Raw genomic sequence first — 18,092 nt, 5'->3', positions numbered from 1 at the left:
AGCGTCGGGGACGAATCTCCTGCTCAGTGTATCTGCATACTGAACAGTTAATTCACCGGTAGCAGTTTGGAACCAACCATGATTGAGTGCTGCATGGACCCTCTGTATTTAGCAAGCCATTCAAATCATCGACTGGTAATATACAGCAGATCCACCTCGCTAACTGCCGTTTCCACTTCCACCGGGCCTACTAGTAGATTCTTGCCCGGTAGTGTTCCGGGTGTACATTTCTGGAAGTTATAGATATTATCCTCAGATGATTCATGGCGACCGCGATCCCTGGTGTGGCGTGTTCAAAGTTTAGTACGTTGCGATTGCTGAATACAGGGCGCGAGTGCAGCACGATTCGGCTCCCCCTCAGTCATCCATGGTAGCGACGAGTCGCTGGTGGAAGTCGTATGGCTGGGGTCGATCGTCCGGATCGACAGCCATTGCTTCGTTGAGAATCTCGTTGATCTCGGCAGGCAGCGACGGGTCCACGGTAGTCGGCAGGGTCAGATCACCGTTTACGATGGTAGCCTCCAGATCGGCAGCGTCGGCGAAGGGTGGCTCACCGGTCAGCAGCCGGTAGGCTAGCGCGCCGACCTGATAGATATCAGTCGCCGCGCTGCTGCTTCTACCGTCGAGTTGTTCGGGTGCCGTATATGGCGTGACGATCGCGTCGTTGCTGTAGCTCTCGACTCCGCGCTGGAGACCCCAGTCTGCGAGCGTTGCGACACGCTCACCAGCCTGATCGCTCCCGAAGAACACCGTCTCGAGGCAGACATCCCCGTGGACGACGTTGTACATGCTGCCGGTGCGGGCCGCTTCGGTGATATCGACGATGGTATCAATACACTCATGCCGATCCAGTGACTCCAGGTGATCATCCAGCCGGCCCTCACCCGCATCGAAGGCCACCCACGGACGGGGCTCGCCTCCGGTGTCGTAAACGGTGGTGACGTGGGTGTTCTTGCTGATGCCCTGCCACTCCCGGGCCGCGGTCTCGAACGCATCGACAGCAGTCTCCTCTGCCTCGTATTCGGGTGCAAGCGCGTAGATTCGTGCGTCGGTTTCGCCCTGCTGGTCAACGTACTGGCCGTCGTACACGTGGACCGGGCCACGTGTGCTGACGCTGTCGTCCACCTCGATAGCGTCACAGTCACGGGCGAAGCGGCCGGCCATACTGTCCGGCACCGTCTCCTGATCGGTGCCAGTCGCTCCTGCGTTCTCGTCGGCGGTTTCGTCTGCCTCGTCGGCCATGGCCTGTATGGTCGCGTGTAGTTCCGGTGCCTCGTCGAGATTGCCAGTGACAATCGTGAGTGTGCCGTCGCCGGTCTGGCACAGGATTGCGTTCCCGACTACCGCCAGTTCACCCAACACACCGGGCAGGTCATGTGTGAACCGGTATTCGCCGTCCTCGGCGTCGAGAGCAACCAGATCGTCTTCGGTGCCGACGTAGACGGTGTCGCCGATGACCAGCGGACCAGTCGTGGCGTCGATAGCGGTGCGCCAGATTTCGGTGCCAGTTCGGCCCTCAAGCGCCCGAACTGCCGTATCAGTGGTCTGGTAGACCCGTCTGTGCGCAAGTGCGATCGCAGTGGAGTGGCCACCCTCGTCGTTGGCCCACACCTGTTCGCCGGTTTCGGGGTCGTAAACGCGGACACCCGCTCGTGTCGACACCACGATCCCGTCCTTAGCTACGGTAAGAGTCGGGTTGCGACCGTTTGTGCCGCAGGTCCACTGCTGGTTGCCGGTCTTGGTATCAAGCGCGGCGGCATCTCGAGCGGTCGCAGCGTAGACGGTCTCCTCGCCGACGGCGATGGCACTTACGCTGCCATCGAGACTGGTCCGCCATTTTTGACTGCCTCCAGCCGCTTCATAGGCCCGAATGCCGTAGTCAGTGCCAGTGTAGATTGCGTCGGCAGCGATGATATCCCGGACTGCTCCTGGTGAGTCACTCCAGCGGTGCTCGCCGTCGCTGGCTCGGTAGGTTTCGACGCCGTCGTCGGTAGCTACCACAACCGCGTCTGTAGTGACTGCCAGTGATGTCGTATCTTCGCCATCGAGGGCGGTCGTCCACTCGGTGTCTCTCGAGGCGAGCGAGACCGCGTGAATTTCGTCGTCGGTCGTTCCAAGAAAGAGAAGGTCGTCGGCGACGACGGGGGACGTGGCGACGGCACCGTCCGCAGGCTGATACTGGAAGGCCGTCTCGGGGCTCGAAACCGGGGCTGGTTTCGTGGCGACGGCGGCTGTTCGGCCTGGGTCGTGACCGGAGGTGGGCCACGCGTTGACACCACTGTCGGTACGTATCGGATCCGTTGGCTCATCACTCCCACGACGGTACCGTCGGATACCCAATCCAGCAAGTGCGGTTGCGCCGATTGCTGCCCCGCCACCTGCAATAAGTGGCGCGTTTTGAGAGGCACGTCCCATCAATTTGAATATCACCGTGGGTCCATCCTGCGGAAGCGCGTACACATCGTTGTAACCTCCGATATAAACGGTACCATCTACCACCACCGGCGGCGACATCACAGTGCTGCCAGTATCAAAGCGCCACTGCTCGGTGCCATCGTCCGCCGACAGCGCATACACGTCGTCTTTACCTCCGATGTAGACAGTTCCATCCACCACCGCTGGCGACGAGTCTACCGTGTAGCTACCCTCAAAGCGCCACAGTTCGGTGCCATCATCCGCCGACAGCGCGTACACGCTGCTGACATTACCCTTACTCAGAATGTAGACGGTGCCATTCACCACTGCCGGCGATGATCCTCCAAAGTTGCCAGCCTCAAAACGCCACTGTTCAGTGCCATCGTCCGCCGACAGCGCGTACATATTGTCAATACCCGCGATGTATACGGTGCCATCTACCACTGCCGGCGATGATTCTCCAGGTTTGCCAGCCTCAAAGCGCCACTGTTCAGTACCATCGTCCGCTGACAGCGCGTACACGTTGCTGGAATCTCCGATGTAGACGGTGCCATCCACCACTGCTGGCGACGACCTCACCGCGTAACGAGCCTCAAAACGCCACTGTTCGCTCCCGTCCGCCGCCGCCAGTGCATACACGTTTCTGTCGTAACTCCCGAAGTAGACGGTACCATCCACCACCGCTGGCGGCGACATCATCCAGCCGCCAGTTTCAAAACGCCACTGTTCAGTGCCATCGTCCGCCGACAGCGCGTACATATTGCCGTCGTTCTCCGGTGCCACGTTTCTGTCGTAACTTCCGAGGTAGACAGTGCCATCCACTACCGCTGGTGATTGTTCTACTGGGCTGCCAGTATCAAAGCGCCACTGCTCGGTGCCATCGTCCGCCGACAGCGCGTACACGTTGTTGTCGTCACTCCCGACGTAGACGGTACCATCCACTACCGCCGGCGACGAGTACCACACGTTGCCGGTCCCAAACCGCCACTGTTGGGTTCCTGCCTGACCACTTGCCGATGGCGACCCCCCGTTCCCTGGACCGTACTGAAACTGTGGCCATGTCGACCCGGACTGTGTGGACTGGGCAGCTTCGGCAGTTTGGTCGGTGTCGGTCGAAATTTGCTGTCGACTGATGACTTTCTCACGACCGCTAGCTACGCCGATCGCATCGCCCGAGCCGGTGACACCCAGTCCGGTTAGCAGCATCCCCCGCTGTAATACCTCTCGCCGAGATAGTCGCTCGTCATCCATATTCGTTAGATAAGTACCTGTTAGTCTACCTGAAAAAAGTGACTACTCAACGTACCAAGAAAGGCGAACACGACAATGCTGCCTGACGTAGTGGGAAGGGTTTTGTACCGCACTTGTGACACGCTGAAAATAATATCGGTAGGAGAGACTGCCCCTCGATTGCGTTCCTGCTGGTGATCGCGCGTGCTTACTGCACCTCTGTATTCAGCAAGTTATCATATCATATAAAAGTTATATACAACAGATCCGCCTCGCCATATGCCGGTTCCCTTCTACCGGGCTTACTAGTAGATCTCTCCTGATAGTGTTCCGGGTGTATATTTTCGGTCCGTCAGTGGGCCATCCTCGAAGTTCCTTCGCGACCCGGTCCACAGTTCTACGTAGCAATGACTTCCATCCCGAGCGACGGCTACCCTCGCTACCGTTCGTTTACCACCGTTCGAATACTGTTTCAATCCATATCTTTAGCGCATTGCGTCTCGCAGACGACGTTTGAACTCGTAGGGCGACGTGAATCGCTGGTCGGGATTGTGCGCCATCGCCGTCGCGATCACGTCATCGACATCGGTTGAGAGCGATGGAATATGCTCGCTGGGCGGTATGCGCTCACTGTTCTGGATTGCAGATTCCAGCCCAGTTGCACCAGTGAATGGTTCCGTGCCTGTCAGCACGTAGTGTGCAACAGCGCCGAGTCGATAGATATCGGTTCGGCTGTCAATATTCCCATCGTCGAGTTGTTCTGGTGCGGTAAACGGTGTTAGAGACTGTTTCTCGCCTACAGCGCGACGAACAGCGCGATGAAGGCCCCAGTCGGCGACTGTCGCTGTTCGACCACTGGCCTCGTCGTCGAACAGGTAGATGTCGTCGGGGCTCAATGCGCCGTGGACGACGTTGTACATCCCCGCCGTCCGGATCGCCTCGGCCAGATCGGCGACGATGTCGACGCGCTCTGTCGTCTCAAGAGATTCCAGCTGGTCGTTGAGCTGGCTGACACCGGGATCGAACGCGATCCACGGTCGCGGCGTCTCGCCCACATCGACGACTGTCGCGATGTGGGTGTTCTTGCTGATACCGCGCCATTGCCGGGCCACATTCTGGAACGCCTGAGCGGCGCCGTTCCCACCGGTGTTTAAGCGTAGTGCGAAAATACGACACACTACATCGTCGTGAGCGTCGACGAACCGTCCGTCGTAGACGTGGACTGACCCAGTATCATCCACAACTGTGGCCGACGCGATGCGATCACAGCCGCGAGCGAACGCAGTTGCGACCGTGTCCGATCGGTCGCCGTCGGTCCCCGTCGATCCATCGGTCGAGTCGTCAGTGGCCTTCTCCAACTCGTCATTTGACTCCGTGTTACTCTCCGGTTCCGGGAGACTCGTGGGATCGGAAGGGGTCGAGCCACCCAGTTCTCCGGTGATCGCTGTGAGTGCACCGTCGGCGGTCGCACAGAGAACAGTGTTGCCGACGACGACCGGCCGTGACTTCGCTCCGGGGAGATCGTGCGTGAAGCGGTATTCACCGTCCGTAGCATCGAGCGCGACCAGATTACTATCCGTGCCGACGTACACGGTCTCGCCGACGACTGCCGGCGATGTCGTCGCGTCCACCGGTGTTCGCCAGATCACCTCACCCGCGGAGTCGAGCGCACGGACAGCGGTGTCCGTCACGTGGTAGAGACACCCGTGAGCGAGCGCCACGGCTGTCTGTCGACTGTCCGTGTCCCTGTGCCCGAGTTCGGCACCGGTTTCGATATCTCGGAACGACACTGTTTGCTGTGTCGAGATGACGAGCACGTCACCGATGGCGAGGGCCGGACCCTGTCCCCGAATATTGGCAGTCCACCGTGAGTCGCCGGCCGTCCGATCGAGCGCGACGACAGTCGTTGCAGTCGCGGCGTAGACTGTGTCCTCGTAGACTGCGATCGAAACCACGTCGCCGTCTACCTGGACTTCCCAGTTTTCGGTGCCCGTCTCGAACCCGAACGATCGAACGGTGTCGCTACCGCCGACGTAGAGGGCACTTTTGGTAGCGAGGAGGGCAGTAACGCTACCGGTGTGTTCGTTCCACCGGAGACACGGTGACGAGCATACGGAATCTGACCCTGACGACCAGACCATCCTGAACCAGGCAGAGACAGTTACTGAGCGGGTCAGTGATGTTGCGTTCCCTGCCTTCTCACTGGACCGTGGCGAGGGCTGTGAGATCCACGAGAACGCCTACTGGGATCTCCAGACCTATCTCGGGCTTCGAGGGAACCTCGCCGTCAATGAGGGTGCTCGGAGCTTCATTCACGAATCTAATCGGGAGCGGACACCGCTCGGCCACGCCCATCGCGAGCATGTGCGGGACCTCTCCATCGAACAGATTCGGGAGATGTACCGCCAAGCCGTGGGTCGCCTCTTAGATCGAGTCACAGACACGGAGGAGTTCTTTCGGGCCGGCATCGTTGCCATCGATATTACCGAGTCCGATCCGTTCACCGGCGATCGAACTGGGCACGAAGACGAGATTATCGGGACAAAGGAGAAAACCGATGAATACGCCTACCAGTGGGCGACCGTCCAACTGGTTGGGAATGCTGTTCCAATCGTGCTAGACGCACGGCCAGTACGCAAAGGGGACACACGCAAGGAGATCGTCGAGGACCTCTTGGATTCGGCAGAGGCGGCTATTCATGTCGATAATGTGCTGATGGACCGGGAGTTCGACAGCCAGCATATCCTGGAGATGCTCAGCCAGCGCGGTCTGTCCTACGTGGTACCCAAACGGATGCAGACCAGCGAGAAAGCACAGGCGAAACGACTTCTACAGCGCGACAAGGATCGGTATGAGACCGATCGGAAGTTACATCTCGGCGATAACGAGTGGCACTCGACGACATTGATCTACCGACGGAAAGAGGACTCCGAACACGACGACCACCGGCAGTATTCGGTGTTCATGACGAATCGGAATAGCGGGCTCCTTACTGAGTACGGATATCGGTGGGAGATTGAGAGCGGCTACAAATCGATCAAGCGGTTTATGGGTGCGACGACCTCGAAGCACTTCGGCCTGCGGTTCTTCTATTTCGCGTTCGCGTGTCTGCTGTACTCGGTCTGGCGAGCGGTTGATCTGCTGGTACAGGTGCAATTGACCGGTGAATACGAACACGCGCCGATTGTAACAGCCGACAATACGCTGACGCTGGTGAAGAAGGAAACCGGAATCGGATAGCGAGGAGCTCTACCCGTGGTAGCCCGGCGTCTGAGTGGCTACGCTGTCGAAAGTCGTGGAAATTCGCGTATATGGTTGGAAGTTCAACAGAATGTGCCGTCTGGAGGGTAATCTGAGTCGGTTTCCGATCACTGAATCGGCCGAAACCACGCATTATACACCCGCTATACCCGCTGTAGTCTCAACTTCTCCTTGCTAAAATCCGTATAGCGATATATAGTATATAGGAATTAAAAAGCCTGAATATCTGGGATAGAGGTGCTGAAATTGGCGAATTCGACTTTTGCTAGATTCGCACTTTTGGTTACTCTTTGTCGAGGAAGAGTAACCAGTTTCAAGAGGGTGGCTGCCCTCCACCAAAGCGAGTCAGATGCAACCGCTCAAAACCCTGGTTTCGACCGGGGAAATCGCCGGAGGTCGATCTCGTTGACTGATCAGCGACCAGATGCGGCAGCGACGCCCATTGTCGACGTCGTCGAGGACTACCTCACCGACCAGGGGAAAGGCCCTGAGGGGAAGAGCGGCACGTATCGTCGCGACGCCTCTCGCGAACTCGACCGCTTCATCGACTTTATCGAAGACGATGACTTGTCGAGCGACGTGACGTTCGCCGAGCTGGACGTCCGCGACCTCCGGGAGTACGCTCGGTACCTGGGGAAACAGGGCTGGGCCGATTCGACCGTTCGGAACTACTACAGCCACATCTCGGCGTTCTGCGGTTGGGCGACGAGAGAAGGCTATCTCGCTGGAAACATCGCGCAACGAACCAGAACAAAAGAGCTCCTTCCCGAGGACACCGGCCGGAAAAGCGGCGAGCAACAGGCGTGGTCATCAGAGCAGCGCCAGCAACTGCTCGCGTTCGTCGACGAGCAGGCCCACGACGCGATCGACACTGTCCGAGAGGATCGACACGGGGCGATCAAAGCCTGCCGCGACCGGGCACTCGTGTACCTGCTCTGTTTTTCGGGCGTACGCGGCGCCGAGGTGTTGGCACAATCGAGTGACGACCGACGTGGTCGTGACGGCCTCCGGTGGGCCGATGTATCCCTCGACGACAACAGCATCCAGGTCTTCGCGAAGAAGCAGAAGTGGGACGACCGTGCGCTCCCTGATCTCGCGAAATCCGCCTTTACGCAGCTCAGGAAACCGCTCGACCCGCCCAGCGAGGAGTGGCCGGTGTTTCCCACACTCTCGCACGCAACACTCGCGAAGACGTTCTCCCAGCAACTAACCGATCGAGGCTACGATACGGCTGAAGCTGACGCAATTCGGACGGAGAACGTCACCGACGGCGAGCTGTCGATGATCGAGCTGTGTACTGAACACGACGTGCAGCCGCCAGCACTGACGACACACGGTGGTCGTGAGATCCTGAAGCGACTCACAGCCGACGCAGGCGTCGACCTCAACGATGACAGGCACGGCTACCTCGCACCGCACGGGGCACGACGGGGTGTCGGTGAAGTCCTCGTCCGGAAATACGGCCATGCCGAAGCTGCGCGTGTCCTGGATAACTCTGAGCAAATCGTTCGCGAGCATTACTCCCACATCGAGGCCGCTGAACTCGCAGATCGCGTGACGACAGCCTTCGAAGAACACGACGGCGACCAGCGTGTGCGCGAAAATGAGACGGAAAACGACGGATCTTCTCCATCTGAAGGCGAGTAGGTCTCCTCTTCCTCTGTGAATCGATCGAAGTGAGTAGATGATACGCATGAGCTCGATAATCCCGGAAAATACGTGCCACCCTTCTAACCTGTATAATCCGTATAATACATATAATCTGGGTAAGCCGAGAAATCCGTCTGTTATGGATTATACGTATAATATGTTTTAGATGGATTACCAGCATAGTCCGTGTAGTTCGGGTAAGCCAAGAAAACCACCAGTTATGGCTTGTACGTATAATACGCATTAGGTGGATAATCCGATAGAACTTCTGAAGTTGAATCCGCTTCTCCTGGAGCGTCTGACGTAGGTTTATACGGGTAGTGTACCATATGACTAACATCGATAAGATGGATTGGACGGATAATCCATGCAAGACGGATAATCCATGACATTCCGAATTACAATCGCGATGCAGAAAGGCGGGGTCGGCAAGTCAACGACGACAATCAACCTCGCAGGCGCGATGTCTGCTTGAGGGCACGACGTACTGGTCGTCGACGCTGATCCCCAGGGCGGAGCCACGCTCAAGATGGGGCTCCGAGAAGAGTACCGAAACTCGGACTACGCACTGTTCGATGTCCTGAGCGACATGGGCCAGCTCACATACGGCGATTTAGACCAGTTGATCGTCGAAACTGACGAGTTCGACATGGTCCTCAGTCATCTCAAGAACTTCAACCTCGAGAAGTATCTCTACTCCGAAGCTGGTGGTCACGAAGCGCTGCGGAAAGCCGTCGACAGACTGGATGCGGATTACGACCTGATTCTGGTCGACAGCCCGCCGAATTTGGGACCACTATCCGACGGCGCACTCATTGCCAGCGAGAACGTGCTGTTCCCCAGTCATCCGAATACGATTGCAAGAGACAGTCTGGAGATCCTGTTCGACGAGATCGAGACTATCGAGGAGAAGTTCGACCAGTACGACATCAAGACGATGGGCGCTGTCCTGAACGAAGTCCCCTCTCAGGGGAATGTTGCCCGCGAGGTCGAGGAATGGTTCTCCGAAACGTTCGGCAGGGAGTACGTGTTCAGCGTTCCCGAGCGTGACGTCGTGGAACACGCAATCGAGTACCGGACCTCGATATTCCAGTACGATCCCGAGGAAGCCGGTTATCCCTGGGACGCCGACGCTCAGGAGGATGTCATTGCTTCTTATAATCGAATCGCAAACTACGTGGAGGAATTCCTGTGAGCGACAATAATCCCCTCAAGGACCGATTTGACCCCATTGAACCGGATCAAGAAGAAGAGAGCAGTGCGTCTGAATCATCACAGACCGAAGAGACGGAGAGTTCGGATAGTGTGGATAAGACGGATAAGATAGATAATACATCTGAGACGGATGAGACAGACAGTGGAAGTGAATCGGCTGGAAGCTCTAAAACCGATACTCGTCGGGATCGCCCTCACACGGCGATGTATATCAGCGCAGATCTCGTTGATCGGATGAAAGACCGGTATCGAAAAATCAACGGTGAGTTGATGATCAACGATGGCGAGGAGATTGAACTGAACAAGCACTTCTACGAAGGTTTGATCAAAGCCGGCCTCGAGAATCCTGACCTCAAGGATATCGTCCTCGACCAACGCGAAAATGAATAACAAGATTTGAAAAACATGATAATCAGCAATAGCAGTTCGGTAGCACTCCTAATTCGGATAATCGGCTTCTTGGGGTTCGTTGGCGTCATTTTACTTGGTAGCGCTTACCTCTATGTTGGGCGTAAACCTTCGAACAGAGAGTCCACGCGCACAACGGCAAACAATGACCTGAAAATCGATTCAACCACTGAGGAAGATAGTACAACTAAAGACAAGAAATTAGCGAGAGACAACTCAAATACAACTGATTTATCGACAAGTGCTGATACATTTCCAGCGTCGGTTGATGGTGTTGTTGATGTTACGCGGAAAGGAGTGCGAGCAGGCCTGCTTACATATACTGGGACACTGGTTACCGAGGACAGTGCGGTCCGAATTCTGACGCCAGTAGAGGATGCATCCTATGATACCGATGTTTTCTTGTCTGCCGTCCGGCAGTGGAGCAACGTGAGTACGCACCCTAATGTTGTCACCGTTTATGACTGGGACGATACCTCCTCTTTTCCCTGGGTGGTTGTTGAGGCCAGTGAGGGCTACCGGCTATCATCCCTCGATGGCAATCTGGATGTGAAAGAAGCAGTAGCCATCGCCACTGATGCGGCCGAAGCGATTCGCAACGCTGGATTATATAATACACGCCATTTGTCACTCTCACCGGATGTTATCTGGACCAGCAACGAGGGACAGACACTGGTTGGCGATTGGGGGCTCACCGATGCCATAGAAAAAAGCAATGAGTCTTTGGATGTTACACCGTTTACCGCCCCGGAACAGGTCACTCCTAATATGGACGGATCAACAAGTGAGGCAACTGATATTTACCGACTCGGTGCGATCTCGTACTGGCTCTTCACTGGCCGTGAACCGTTCGCAGATGAATCCGACCTTGCTGGCGCGATTATGAACAGTGAGCTTGTTCCTCCAAGCGAACTAGCACCTGATATCCCACCTGAACTTGACGCACCAATTGTGCGGGCAATGGAGATAGACTCTACGCATCGATACAACTCAGCATATGATTTCAAACGTGATCTTAATAACGCGATTTGATCCCCGCCGTATCCTTGATTGAATACTTTACTGTGCTATAATCCCAATTTGTGCGTACCAACAGACACTCCCGCTTTTTTCAAGTGGACTCGGAACTCGCTTAGCGCATTGCGGCTCTCAACTGGCGCTTGAGGTCATAGGGCGACGCAAATCGTTGCTCAGGGTCATCCGCCATCGCCGTTGCGATTACATCATCGACATCGGGTGGGAGTGATGGGGTTCGCTCGCTAGGGGCTGTCAGATCACCATTACGAATTCCGGCTCTTAGTTGAGTAGCATCAGAGAACGGTTCATTCCCAGTGAGTATGTAGTATGCCACTGCACCGAGCCGGTAGACATCAGTTTGATTGTTACTATTTTCGCTGTTAAGTTGTTCTGGAGCGGTGTATGGTGTTAGAGCCTGGGCATCACCCATGGTTCTTTGAACAGCAGATTGGAGGCCCCAGTCAGCGACTGTCGCAGTTCGATCATTTTCTCCCCTATGGGAATAATAAATGACCTCTGGTCGCAATGCCCCGTGAACGACGTTGTACATCCCTGCAGTCCGAATAGCCTCAGCCAGATCGGTAATGATTTCTACTCGTTCTGCGATACTGAGTGGCTCTAACTGGTCGTCTAAGTGACCGATACCGGGATCGAACCCAACCCACGGGCGAGGTTCCTCACCCACATCAATGACCGATGTGATATAGGTATTCTTGCTGATACCTCGCCACTGACGAGCAGTGTTGAGGAACGCAGTCACCGCGGCATCCTGATTACAGTCCGTGGCGAGAGCGTAGATACGGTGATTTTTGTCGACCTGACTGTCGACGAAGCGTCCGTCGTAGACGTGGACTGGCCCAGTGTCGTCAACAACTCTAGCCGATGCAATACGCCCACAGTCCCGAGAGAATGCAGTGGCGATGGTATCTCTTGAACGATCCGTACCAGTGGCTGATACGTCGTCTTGTCCGTCAGCAAGAGAACCCGTTCTGTCGTCAGAATCCGTACCGAGTTCTTCTTTCTCAAGACTTGTCTTCGGAGGTGAAGTGGGTTGCTCACCCAACTCACCAGAAATGGCTGTTAACGCACCATCAGCAGTCCGACAGAGGATCGTATTACCAACGACAACTGGCCGCGACTGGACTCTATGGAGTTCGTGCGTGAAGCGGTACTCTCCATTCGTGGCATCGAGTGCGACCAAGTCACTGTCCGTGCCGACGTATACCGTTTTACCGACGACCACCGGCGGTGTTGTTGCGTCCAGTGGTTTTTGCCAGACTTCCTCACCTTCGGAGTTGAGCGCACGAACCGTGGATTCCGTCACGTGATAGAGACAGTTGTGAGCGAGTGCTACTGGTGTCTGTTGGGTCTTCGTCACTTTCCTCTCCAGTTCTACGCCGGTGTCGGGATCACGAAATGAGAGAGTTTGTTGTGTCGAAACTACCAGTACATCCTCAATCGTAAGACTCGGTCGGTGTCCTTGGTGGTCCTCAACCCAGCGCTGTCCACCATCTGTACGGTCGAGAGCGATAACTGTCGTTGTAGTCGCGGCGTAGACCGTATCCTCGTCAACCGCGGTTGAAACGACGATGCCATCCACGACCGTCTGCCACTTTTTGTTACCAGTCTTCAACTCCAGTGATTGGATGCTGTTGTCGCAACCAACGCAGAGCGCATCCCCAGAAGCAAGGAGGGAAGTAACTCGATCAATGTCTATGCCCCAATATACATCGTCATTCTGCACTGTAAGTACAACAATCCCCTGTTCACAGCCAACAAAGACACCCTCTTCAGCGATTACCGGTTGTGTTGGATCCTCAATATCAAGTTCGGTACGCCCCTGAATGTCACCGGATTCTACATCAATCGAGAGCAGATCACCACTCTCTGTCACCACGTAAGCTATCCCACCCATCACGGTTGGTTCTGTTGCCACTACATCATCTTCCGGGAGTGCTTTCCAGGCAGTTGTCGGTGCGGTGGCAGGTCCTGGTTCAGTCGGGACAGATGCTGACCGGTTTGAGTACGCTCCCGATACGAGCCAGGACGAAACACCAGCATCAAGATCGATAGCCAGTGATTCGTCCGATGTCGAAGTGTAGGAATCAATCGAGTTGATATACGCTCGTGCTGCTACATACACGCCTCCCCCGATGATGCCAGCAAGACCGAGGTACTCTACAATTGTTAGCGGCCCACCGGGGTCCGAATCCGTCGCCTCAGCAGGCGTCTGTACCTGGTTTGTATCCGGATTTGATCCGGTGGAACCTTGGGGTCCAGTTCCTTCAGTAGAACCCGAAATTGCTGTCACTGTCGGTGGCAACGAATCTGGCTCCGGCGGTGGGGAATCTGGTGTGGGTACATCTCTACCAAACGGTTCAGAGACTTCCGATTGCTCCCGAAGAGCATACACGTTTCCATCAGTACCACCAACGTACACTGTGTCATAGACGACCGCAGGCGACGTGTTTGTCACTAAGCCGATATCGATGCCCCACTGGATATCACCTGTGTTCCGGTCATATACGAGGAGTCTATCATCGGCGTTTCCGACGTAGACACTTCCGTCGACGACGACCGGTGACGTGTCTACGGCGCTTCCGGTACCTACTGACCAACGTTCCGTCCCGTCACGTGTATTCAGTGCGTAGATTGTACCGTCCCCGTTTCCGACGTAGACGGAGTTGTAAGCTACTGCTGGTGAGGATTTAATAGTACCTCTGGTCACAGTCGTCCACTCTCGTGACCCATCATCGGTACTCAGTGCGTACATGGTTCCGTCACGGTTCCCGACGTATACCTGCCGGTCACCGACTGCTGGAGAAGAGTCTATTCCACTGCCGGTCTCGAATGTCCAATTTTTGGCACCATCATCAGCATCAAGAGCGTACACATTTCCATCACGGCTGCCGATATAAATTGTTCCGTCCGCCAGAGCTGGCGAAGCGTTCACGGGCCCGCTTGTTTGGGCACTCCATAGCTCCCTGCCGTTAGATGGATTGATTGCGTACACGTTCCCGTCGCCGCTCCCAACGACAACCATCCCATCTTGGACGACGGGTGAAGAGTATACGTAATCCCCCGTTTCGTATGTCCACTGTTGCGATCCATCGCTGGCGTCTAATGCGTAAACATGATTATCATGACTGCCAAAGTAAACAGATCCATCTACGACCGCCGGGGTCGATGACACGATACCTGCTTCTGCAAAATCCCACTCTTTGCTACCGTCTGAGTTGTCAAGCACGTAGAGGCCGTGGCGATTCCCAAAATACAGTTTTCCGTTTTCTACCGTTATCGAGGACAGGACTCTATCGTATGTCATCGTCAACCACTGTTCTTCGACTGCAGATTCGGGGCCTGAGTTCTCGGGTGCATGGCCCGAGTTCGCCACACCGTACCCGAATTGAGGCCACGATTCTGTTTCCGTTTGCCCCGTTCCGACCCCCGTTCCTACTGCGCCTATAGTTCCTATCCCAGCGACTGTTTGTAACACGGACCGACGTGACTTCGGGCACTCCTTCATAGTAAGTATCGAAATCCACATCACGAATCAATTTATCTTTATCCATTTGACATTTTTTGGAAACTTCTGTCGACCCGTAGTACTGTCTTTCATCTATTATTCAAGATAAAATATTTATAAAATTCATTAGTGCAACAGAATAGTGTGGTATGAATAGCCGTTGGCAACATCGACATCACTATCCGTAGTCTTACACAATCCAAAACTTAATGTCAGCCCCGCTGTCAATCTCCCATAGATGAAGTTTCCAGACCGGATTTTTGCTGTTGGCGGTGCAGGGAAGGCCATCGCGATGGAACTTCTCGAATCCGAGTGGGTGTTGCGTGGGATTCTGGAACCTAGACCAGACCCGCCGTCGTTGACCGTTACCATTCTGGATACTGCTGAGGGCGAACAGAACAACGACAAACAGCGGATCGCGGACATCCGACAACGTATCGCAGAGGTTGAGGAAGAGGTCCGGGACACAGATCAGGGGCGACCCGGGTCGATAGAGGTCAAATACAAACTCGTCACCGAAGATATCAGGCTGGACGGGAGCATTGATTTACTCGGTGAAGAGGCCGTTCCGCGGATAGCGGAAGGGAACGGAATGGACCCTGAGAACTGGTGGATCAAGCCCCAACACATCAACGAAAACCTCGACTTTGCGAAGGGTGTCGTCCGAAAACGGGGGCTCGGGAAAGCAATCTATTATAAAGCCTACGCCGAAGACGATCAGATCTCGAAGTACATCGATCTACCCGAAAAAGGGAAAGTCGCAGTCCTGGCTGGCCTCGGCGGGGGGACCGGTTCGGGAATCCTTGCCGACCTCGCTCAGCACCTCAAAGAGCGCCACCGGACCGCTGAGATTACGCTGTTCGGGGTCCTGCCAAATCACCTCGAAGGGCTCAAAGAGAACACGAACGCGTTCGCGGCACTTTCTGAACTGGAGTATCTCTCGCTTACCGACGAACAGGTGTTCAAAGACCGTATTCTGCTGCCGATCGACCCGACCGAATTCGACGGCAAAACGGGCAACCGCATCCAGACTGACCGGTTCCTCGAGGAGTTCGACGAGGCGGTCGTCTACATGCTGGCGTCGTACTACAACACGGAGGGACTGGAAGATCCGTTCGCCGATGCGCCGAAGTACGCGCCCTTTACTATCGGGATCCCACAGATCCTGCGATACAACGTCGAGGCAATCAACGAAGCCAGACAGACATTCCGTGGCATTCTCGACGAAAAACAGGAAGCGCTACAGGCCGAAGAGGAGATCTACACTGAGATCGACCGTCACCTAGACAAACACTTCGGAGACGGGGAGACCGGCCTCCGTGATCTCGATCGAACCGACCTGAACGAGCGGATCGAACGGGTGACGACGTTGCTTGAGTTCGACCTCTTCAATGAGTTGAATTACGAGTCCATTGCGATATTCGAGGACATCATCGAGGACGCAAAAGAGGAGAGCAGCGACGTCGCACAGCAGGTCGATACGATCTCCGCGTCGGTTCGCGCTATCGATGCGACCAGTCGCGATACGGGACAGTTCGTCGACAACATCGATGAACATCTGGCCGAGATTATAGAAAAGGATCTCACACTGATCGCGATGCGGAAGGAAATCCTTAGTCGGATCAAAACCGTCGACGACAAGAAGATTCGCGACGCACTTGAATTCCTTATTGGGACAGGCAGTGCAAACGCGAATCCCGGTGTCCGCCTCCAGCGACTGGAATCGGAACTCGAAGACCTAGAAGACCGTCGGGAACAACTCGAGACGGAGCTTGAAGAGGCGATTCAGGAACTCGAAGACGCACGCGATGCGCAGTCGGAGGAGGTCAAGCGTCTGGTCAACAACTGGGAACGCAACGTCGAAAACGACGTTGCACGCCTCCAAAAGATCGCTCGGATGGACTTGGAGACCGACCTCAACACGCTCCGTTCGCGTCTTGATGAGTTCCTCTCGAACATCGTCAACGCCGATACCGAAGACGAAGTGGAGCAAATCGCCGAATCCGGAGTCCGAGACGCGTTGGATCGAGTCCAAAACGACCTGAACGAGGTTGGAATCGACTTTCAGGAGGATCGGCGGGCGATCGAGGGCTCGCTCTCGGAACTCAAGCAGGGTCGCGTCGCTTTCTTCCATATGAACCAGGAGGAAGGGACAATCGAGAGCATCGCGCCGTGGCAGAGTTCCACTGAAGAAGAGAAAGAACAGGCCCACAAGGATTACCGGATGCAGAACAACCGGCTGGATGATCGTGGTATCTTCTCCGTGGGTCCACCAGGTGGCCAGTTCACCGCAGAATTGACCTACAACGAGTCGAACGTGCTCGAGGATGTCGAACGGGAGGAACGCACACTTAGAGACGGGGTTTTGGACCAGTTGCGCGAGCAGGCTGAGGACCCTCCCGAGGACCTGCTCCGAGAACTCGAAACGAGTCTTACGGAAGATCCGGACAAAGACCAACTACGGGATATTGTTCGTCGTGTATTCAGACTTGAAGTTGGCGAGACAGACGATATCGAAGAGCGTCGCGACAAACTGCAGGCCGAACTGACCGATGTCGAAGACCGGATCGAAGTGTACGATCCGACGATCGATCTGTTCCAGCGGTTGAACAACAAGCGCGAGGTCTACGAAGAACAGAGCACGTCGTTCAGAGCCCAACAGGACGACTACTCAGCCGAACCCAGCCGGAGCGTGTCCACGGAGTCCGATCGGCACGTCTACATCAAAAATATGCAACCGGAAGATGTCTTTCGTGCCACTGGACGTGAAGACCTCGCGCAGAGCGACCTCCTGAACAGCCGAGAGGAGACACAGCGTGTTCGGGCGAACCTGGAGGAGTTAGCGAAAAACGCACGCAACGAAGAATACACATCACTCAAGCGACGGAAGCTGAGCCGGGGCCGATCCCGATACAGCGACATGAAAGTCCGGGTATCGGTACTGAGTCGCGCGATTTCGCAGCTGGACTCGGGAACAATCGATGTCGAGGACATCTTTACCGGCGCGTTCGACATCGGTAGCGGTGGTAACCGTGCCAGTAGCCCGTACACAAGTTGGGCATCAGACGTAGGCGGCCCGTGGGATATCGGTATCTGTGTGTTCATATCCGGTGTCTTTCTTGACAATATAAAGAAAGCCGTTCAGGCGGACGGCTATTTCAGCGGGTATCAACAGCGACAAGCAGATATCGGCGATGACATCCTCGTTCATCACAGCTACGGCCTGAGTGATGGCTACTACGTTCGGCGGAAGAATCTAATGAACATGGAAGATGAAGATGATGTCGCGTTCTTCCTGCGAGATGAACCTGAAATCACGCAGGAATTACTCGATGAATATATTGAGATGGTTCAAACTTCAGAGTAAGTG

Annotated in this window: 7 protein-coding genes and 2 pseudogenes; 6 read left to right on the top strand and 3 right to left on the bottom strand. The window is 55.5% G+C overall.

Annotated elements, in window-relative coordinates:
• Positions 1–357: 357 nt before the first annotated feature.
• Together MU521_RS09160 and MU521_RS09155 are read right to left on the bottom strand one after the other, a co-directional pair.
• Positions 358–3,666 carry an outer membrane protein assembly factor BamB family protein gene (locus MU521_RS09160; protein WP_139171103.1) on the bottom strand — a complete coding sequence of 1,103 codons (3,309 nt, stop codon included), beginning with the start codon at positions 3,664–3,666 and terminating at the stop codon, positions 358–360.
• A gap of 464 nt (positions 3,667–4,130) precedes the next feature.
• Positions 4,131–5,786 carry an outer membrane protein assembly factor BamB family protein gene (locus MU521_RS09155; RefSeq protein ID WP_092691560.1) on the bottom strand — a complete coding sequence of 552 codons (1,656 nt, stop codon included), beginning with the start codon at positions 5,784–5,786 and terminating at the stop codon, positions 4,131–4,133.
• Here MU521_RS09155 and MU521_RS09150 point away from each other — a divergent pair.
• The 5 genes and pseudogenes from MU521_RS09150 to MU521_RS09130 all read left to right on the top strand — a co-directional run.
• A pseudogene (locus MU521_RS09150) lies at positions 5,758–6,885 on the top strand (transposase); the annotation flags it as partial. The gene MU521_RS09155 and the pseudogene MU521_RS09150 overlap by 29 nt on opposite strands.
• A gap of 426 nt (positions 6,886–7,311) precedes the next feature.
• Positions 7,312–8,553: a tyrosine-type recombinase/integrase gene (locus MU521_RS09145; RefSeq protein WP_284731887.1), complete on the top strand. Its 1,242-nt coding sequence runs from the start codon at positions 7,312–7,314 to the stop codon at positions 8,551–8,553.
• Positions 8,554–8,941: 388 nt separating this feature from the next.
• Positions 8,942–9,751 (top strand): annotated as a pseudogene (locus MU521_RS09140) (ParA family protein).
• On the top strand, positions 9,748–10,161 hold the full coding sequence (locus tag MU521_RS09135; protein WP_139171102.1) for a DUF8160 family protein: 414 nt from the start codon (positions 9,748–9,750) through the stop codon (positions 10,159–10,161). The pseudogene MU521_RS09140 and the gene MU521_RS09135 overlap by 4 nt, the downstream one beginning before the upstream one ends.
• 15 nt (positions 10,162–10,176) lie before the next feature.
• The gene (locus tag MU521_RS09130; RefSeq protein ID WP_092691555.1) at positions 10,177–11,211 is read left to right on the top strand and encodes a serine/threonine protein kinase; all 1,035 of its coding nucleotides are present in this window, start codon (positions 10,177–10,179) and stop codon (positions 11,209–11,211) included.
• Positions 11,212–11,311: 100 nt separating this feature from the next.
• Here MU521_RS09130 and MU521_RS09125 read toward each other — a convergent pair whose 3' ends face one another.
• A complete protein-coding gene (locus MU521_RS09125) occupies positions 11,312–14,521 on the bottom strand; it encodes an outer membrane protein assembly factor BamB family protein (RefSeq protein ID WP_175452844.1) in 3,210 nt (1,069 codons plus the stop codon).
• Between the two features lie 439 nt (positions 14,522–14,960).
• Here MU521_RS09125 and MU521_RS09120 point away from each other — a divergent pair, with 439 nt between their 5' ends.
• Positions 14,961–18,089, top strand: coding sequence for a tubulin-like doman-containing protein (locus MU521_RS09120; protein ID WP_092691550.1), 3,129 nt, complete (start codon positions 14,961–14,963; stop codon positions 18,087–18,089).
• Positions 18,090–18,092: the final 3 nt, after the last annotated feature.

The sequence above is a fragment of the Halorientalis regularis genome, from assembly GCF_023698535.1.
GTDB lineage: Archaea > Halobacteriota > Halobacteria > Halobacteriales > Haloarculaceae > Halorientalis > Halorientalis regularis.
The sequence above is the reverse complement of the archived record's forward strand: the minus strand, read 5'-3'. Positions and strand labels throughout refer to the sequence as shown.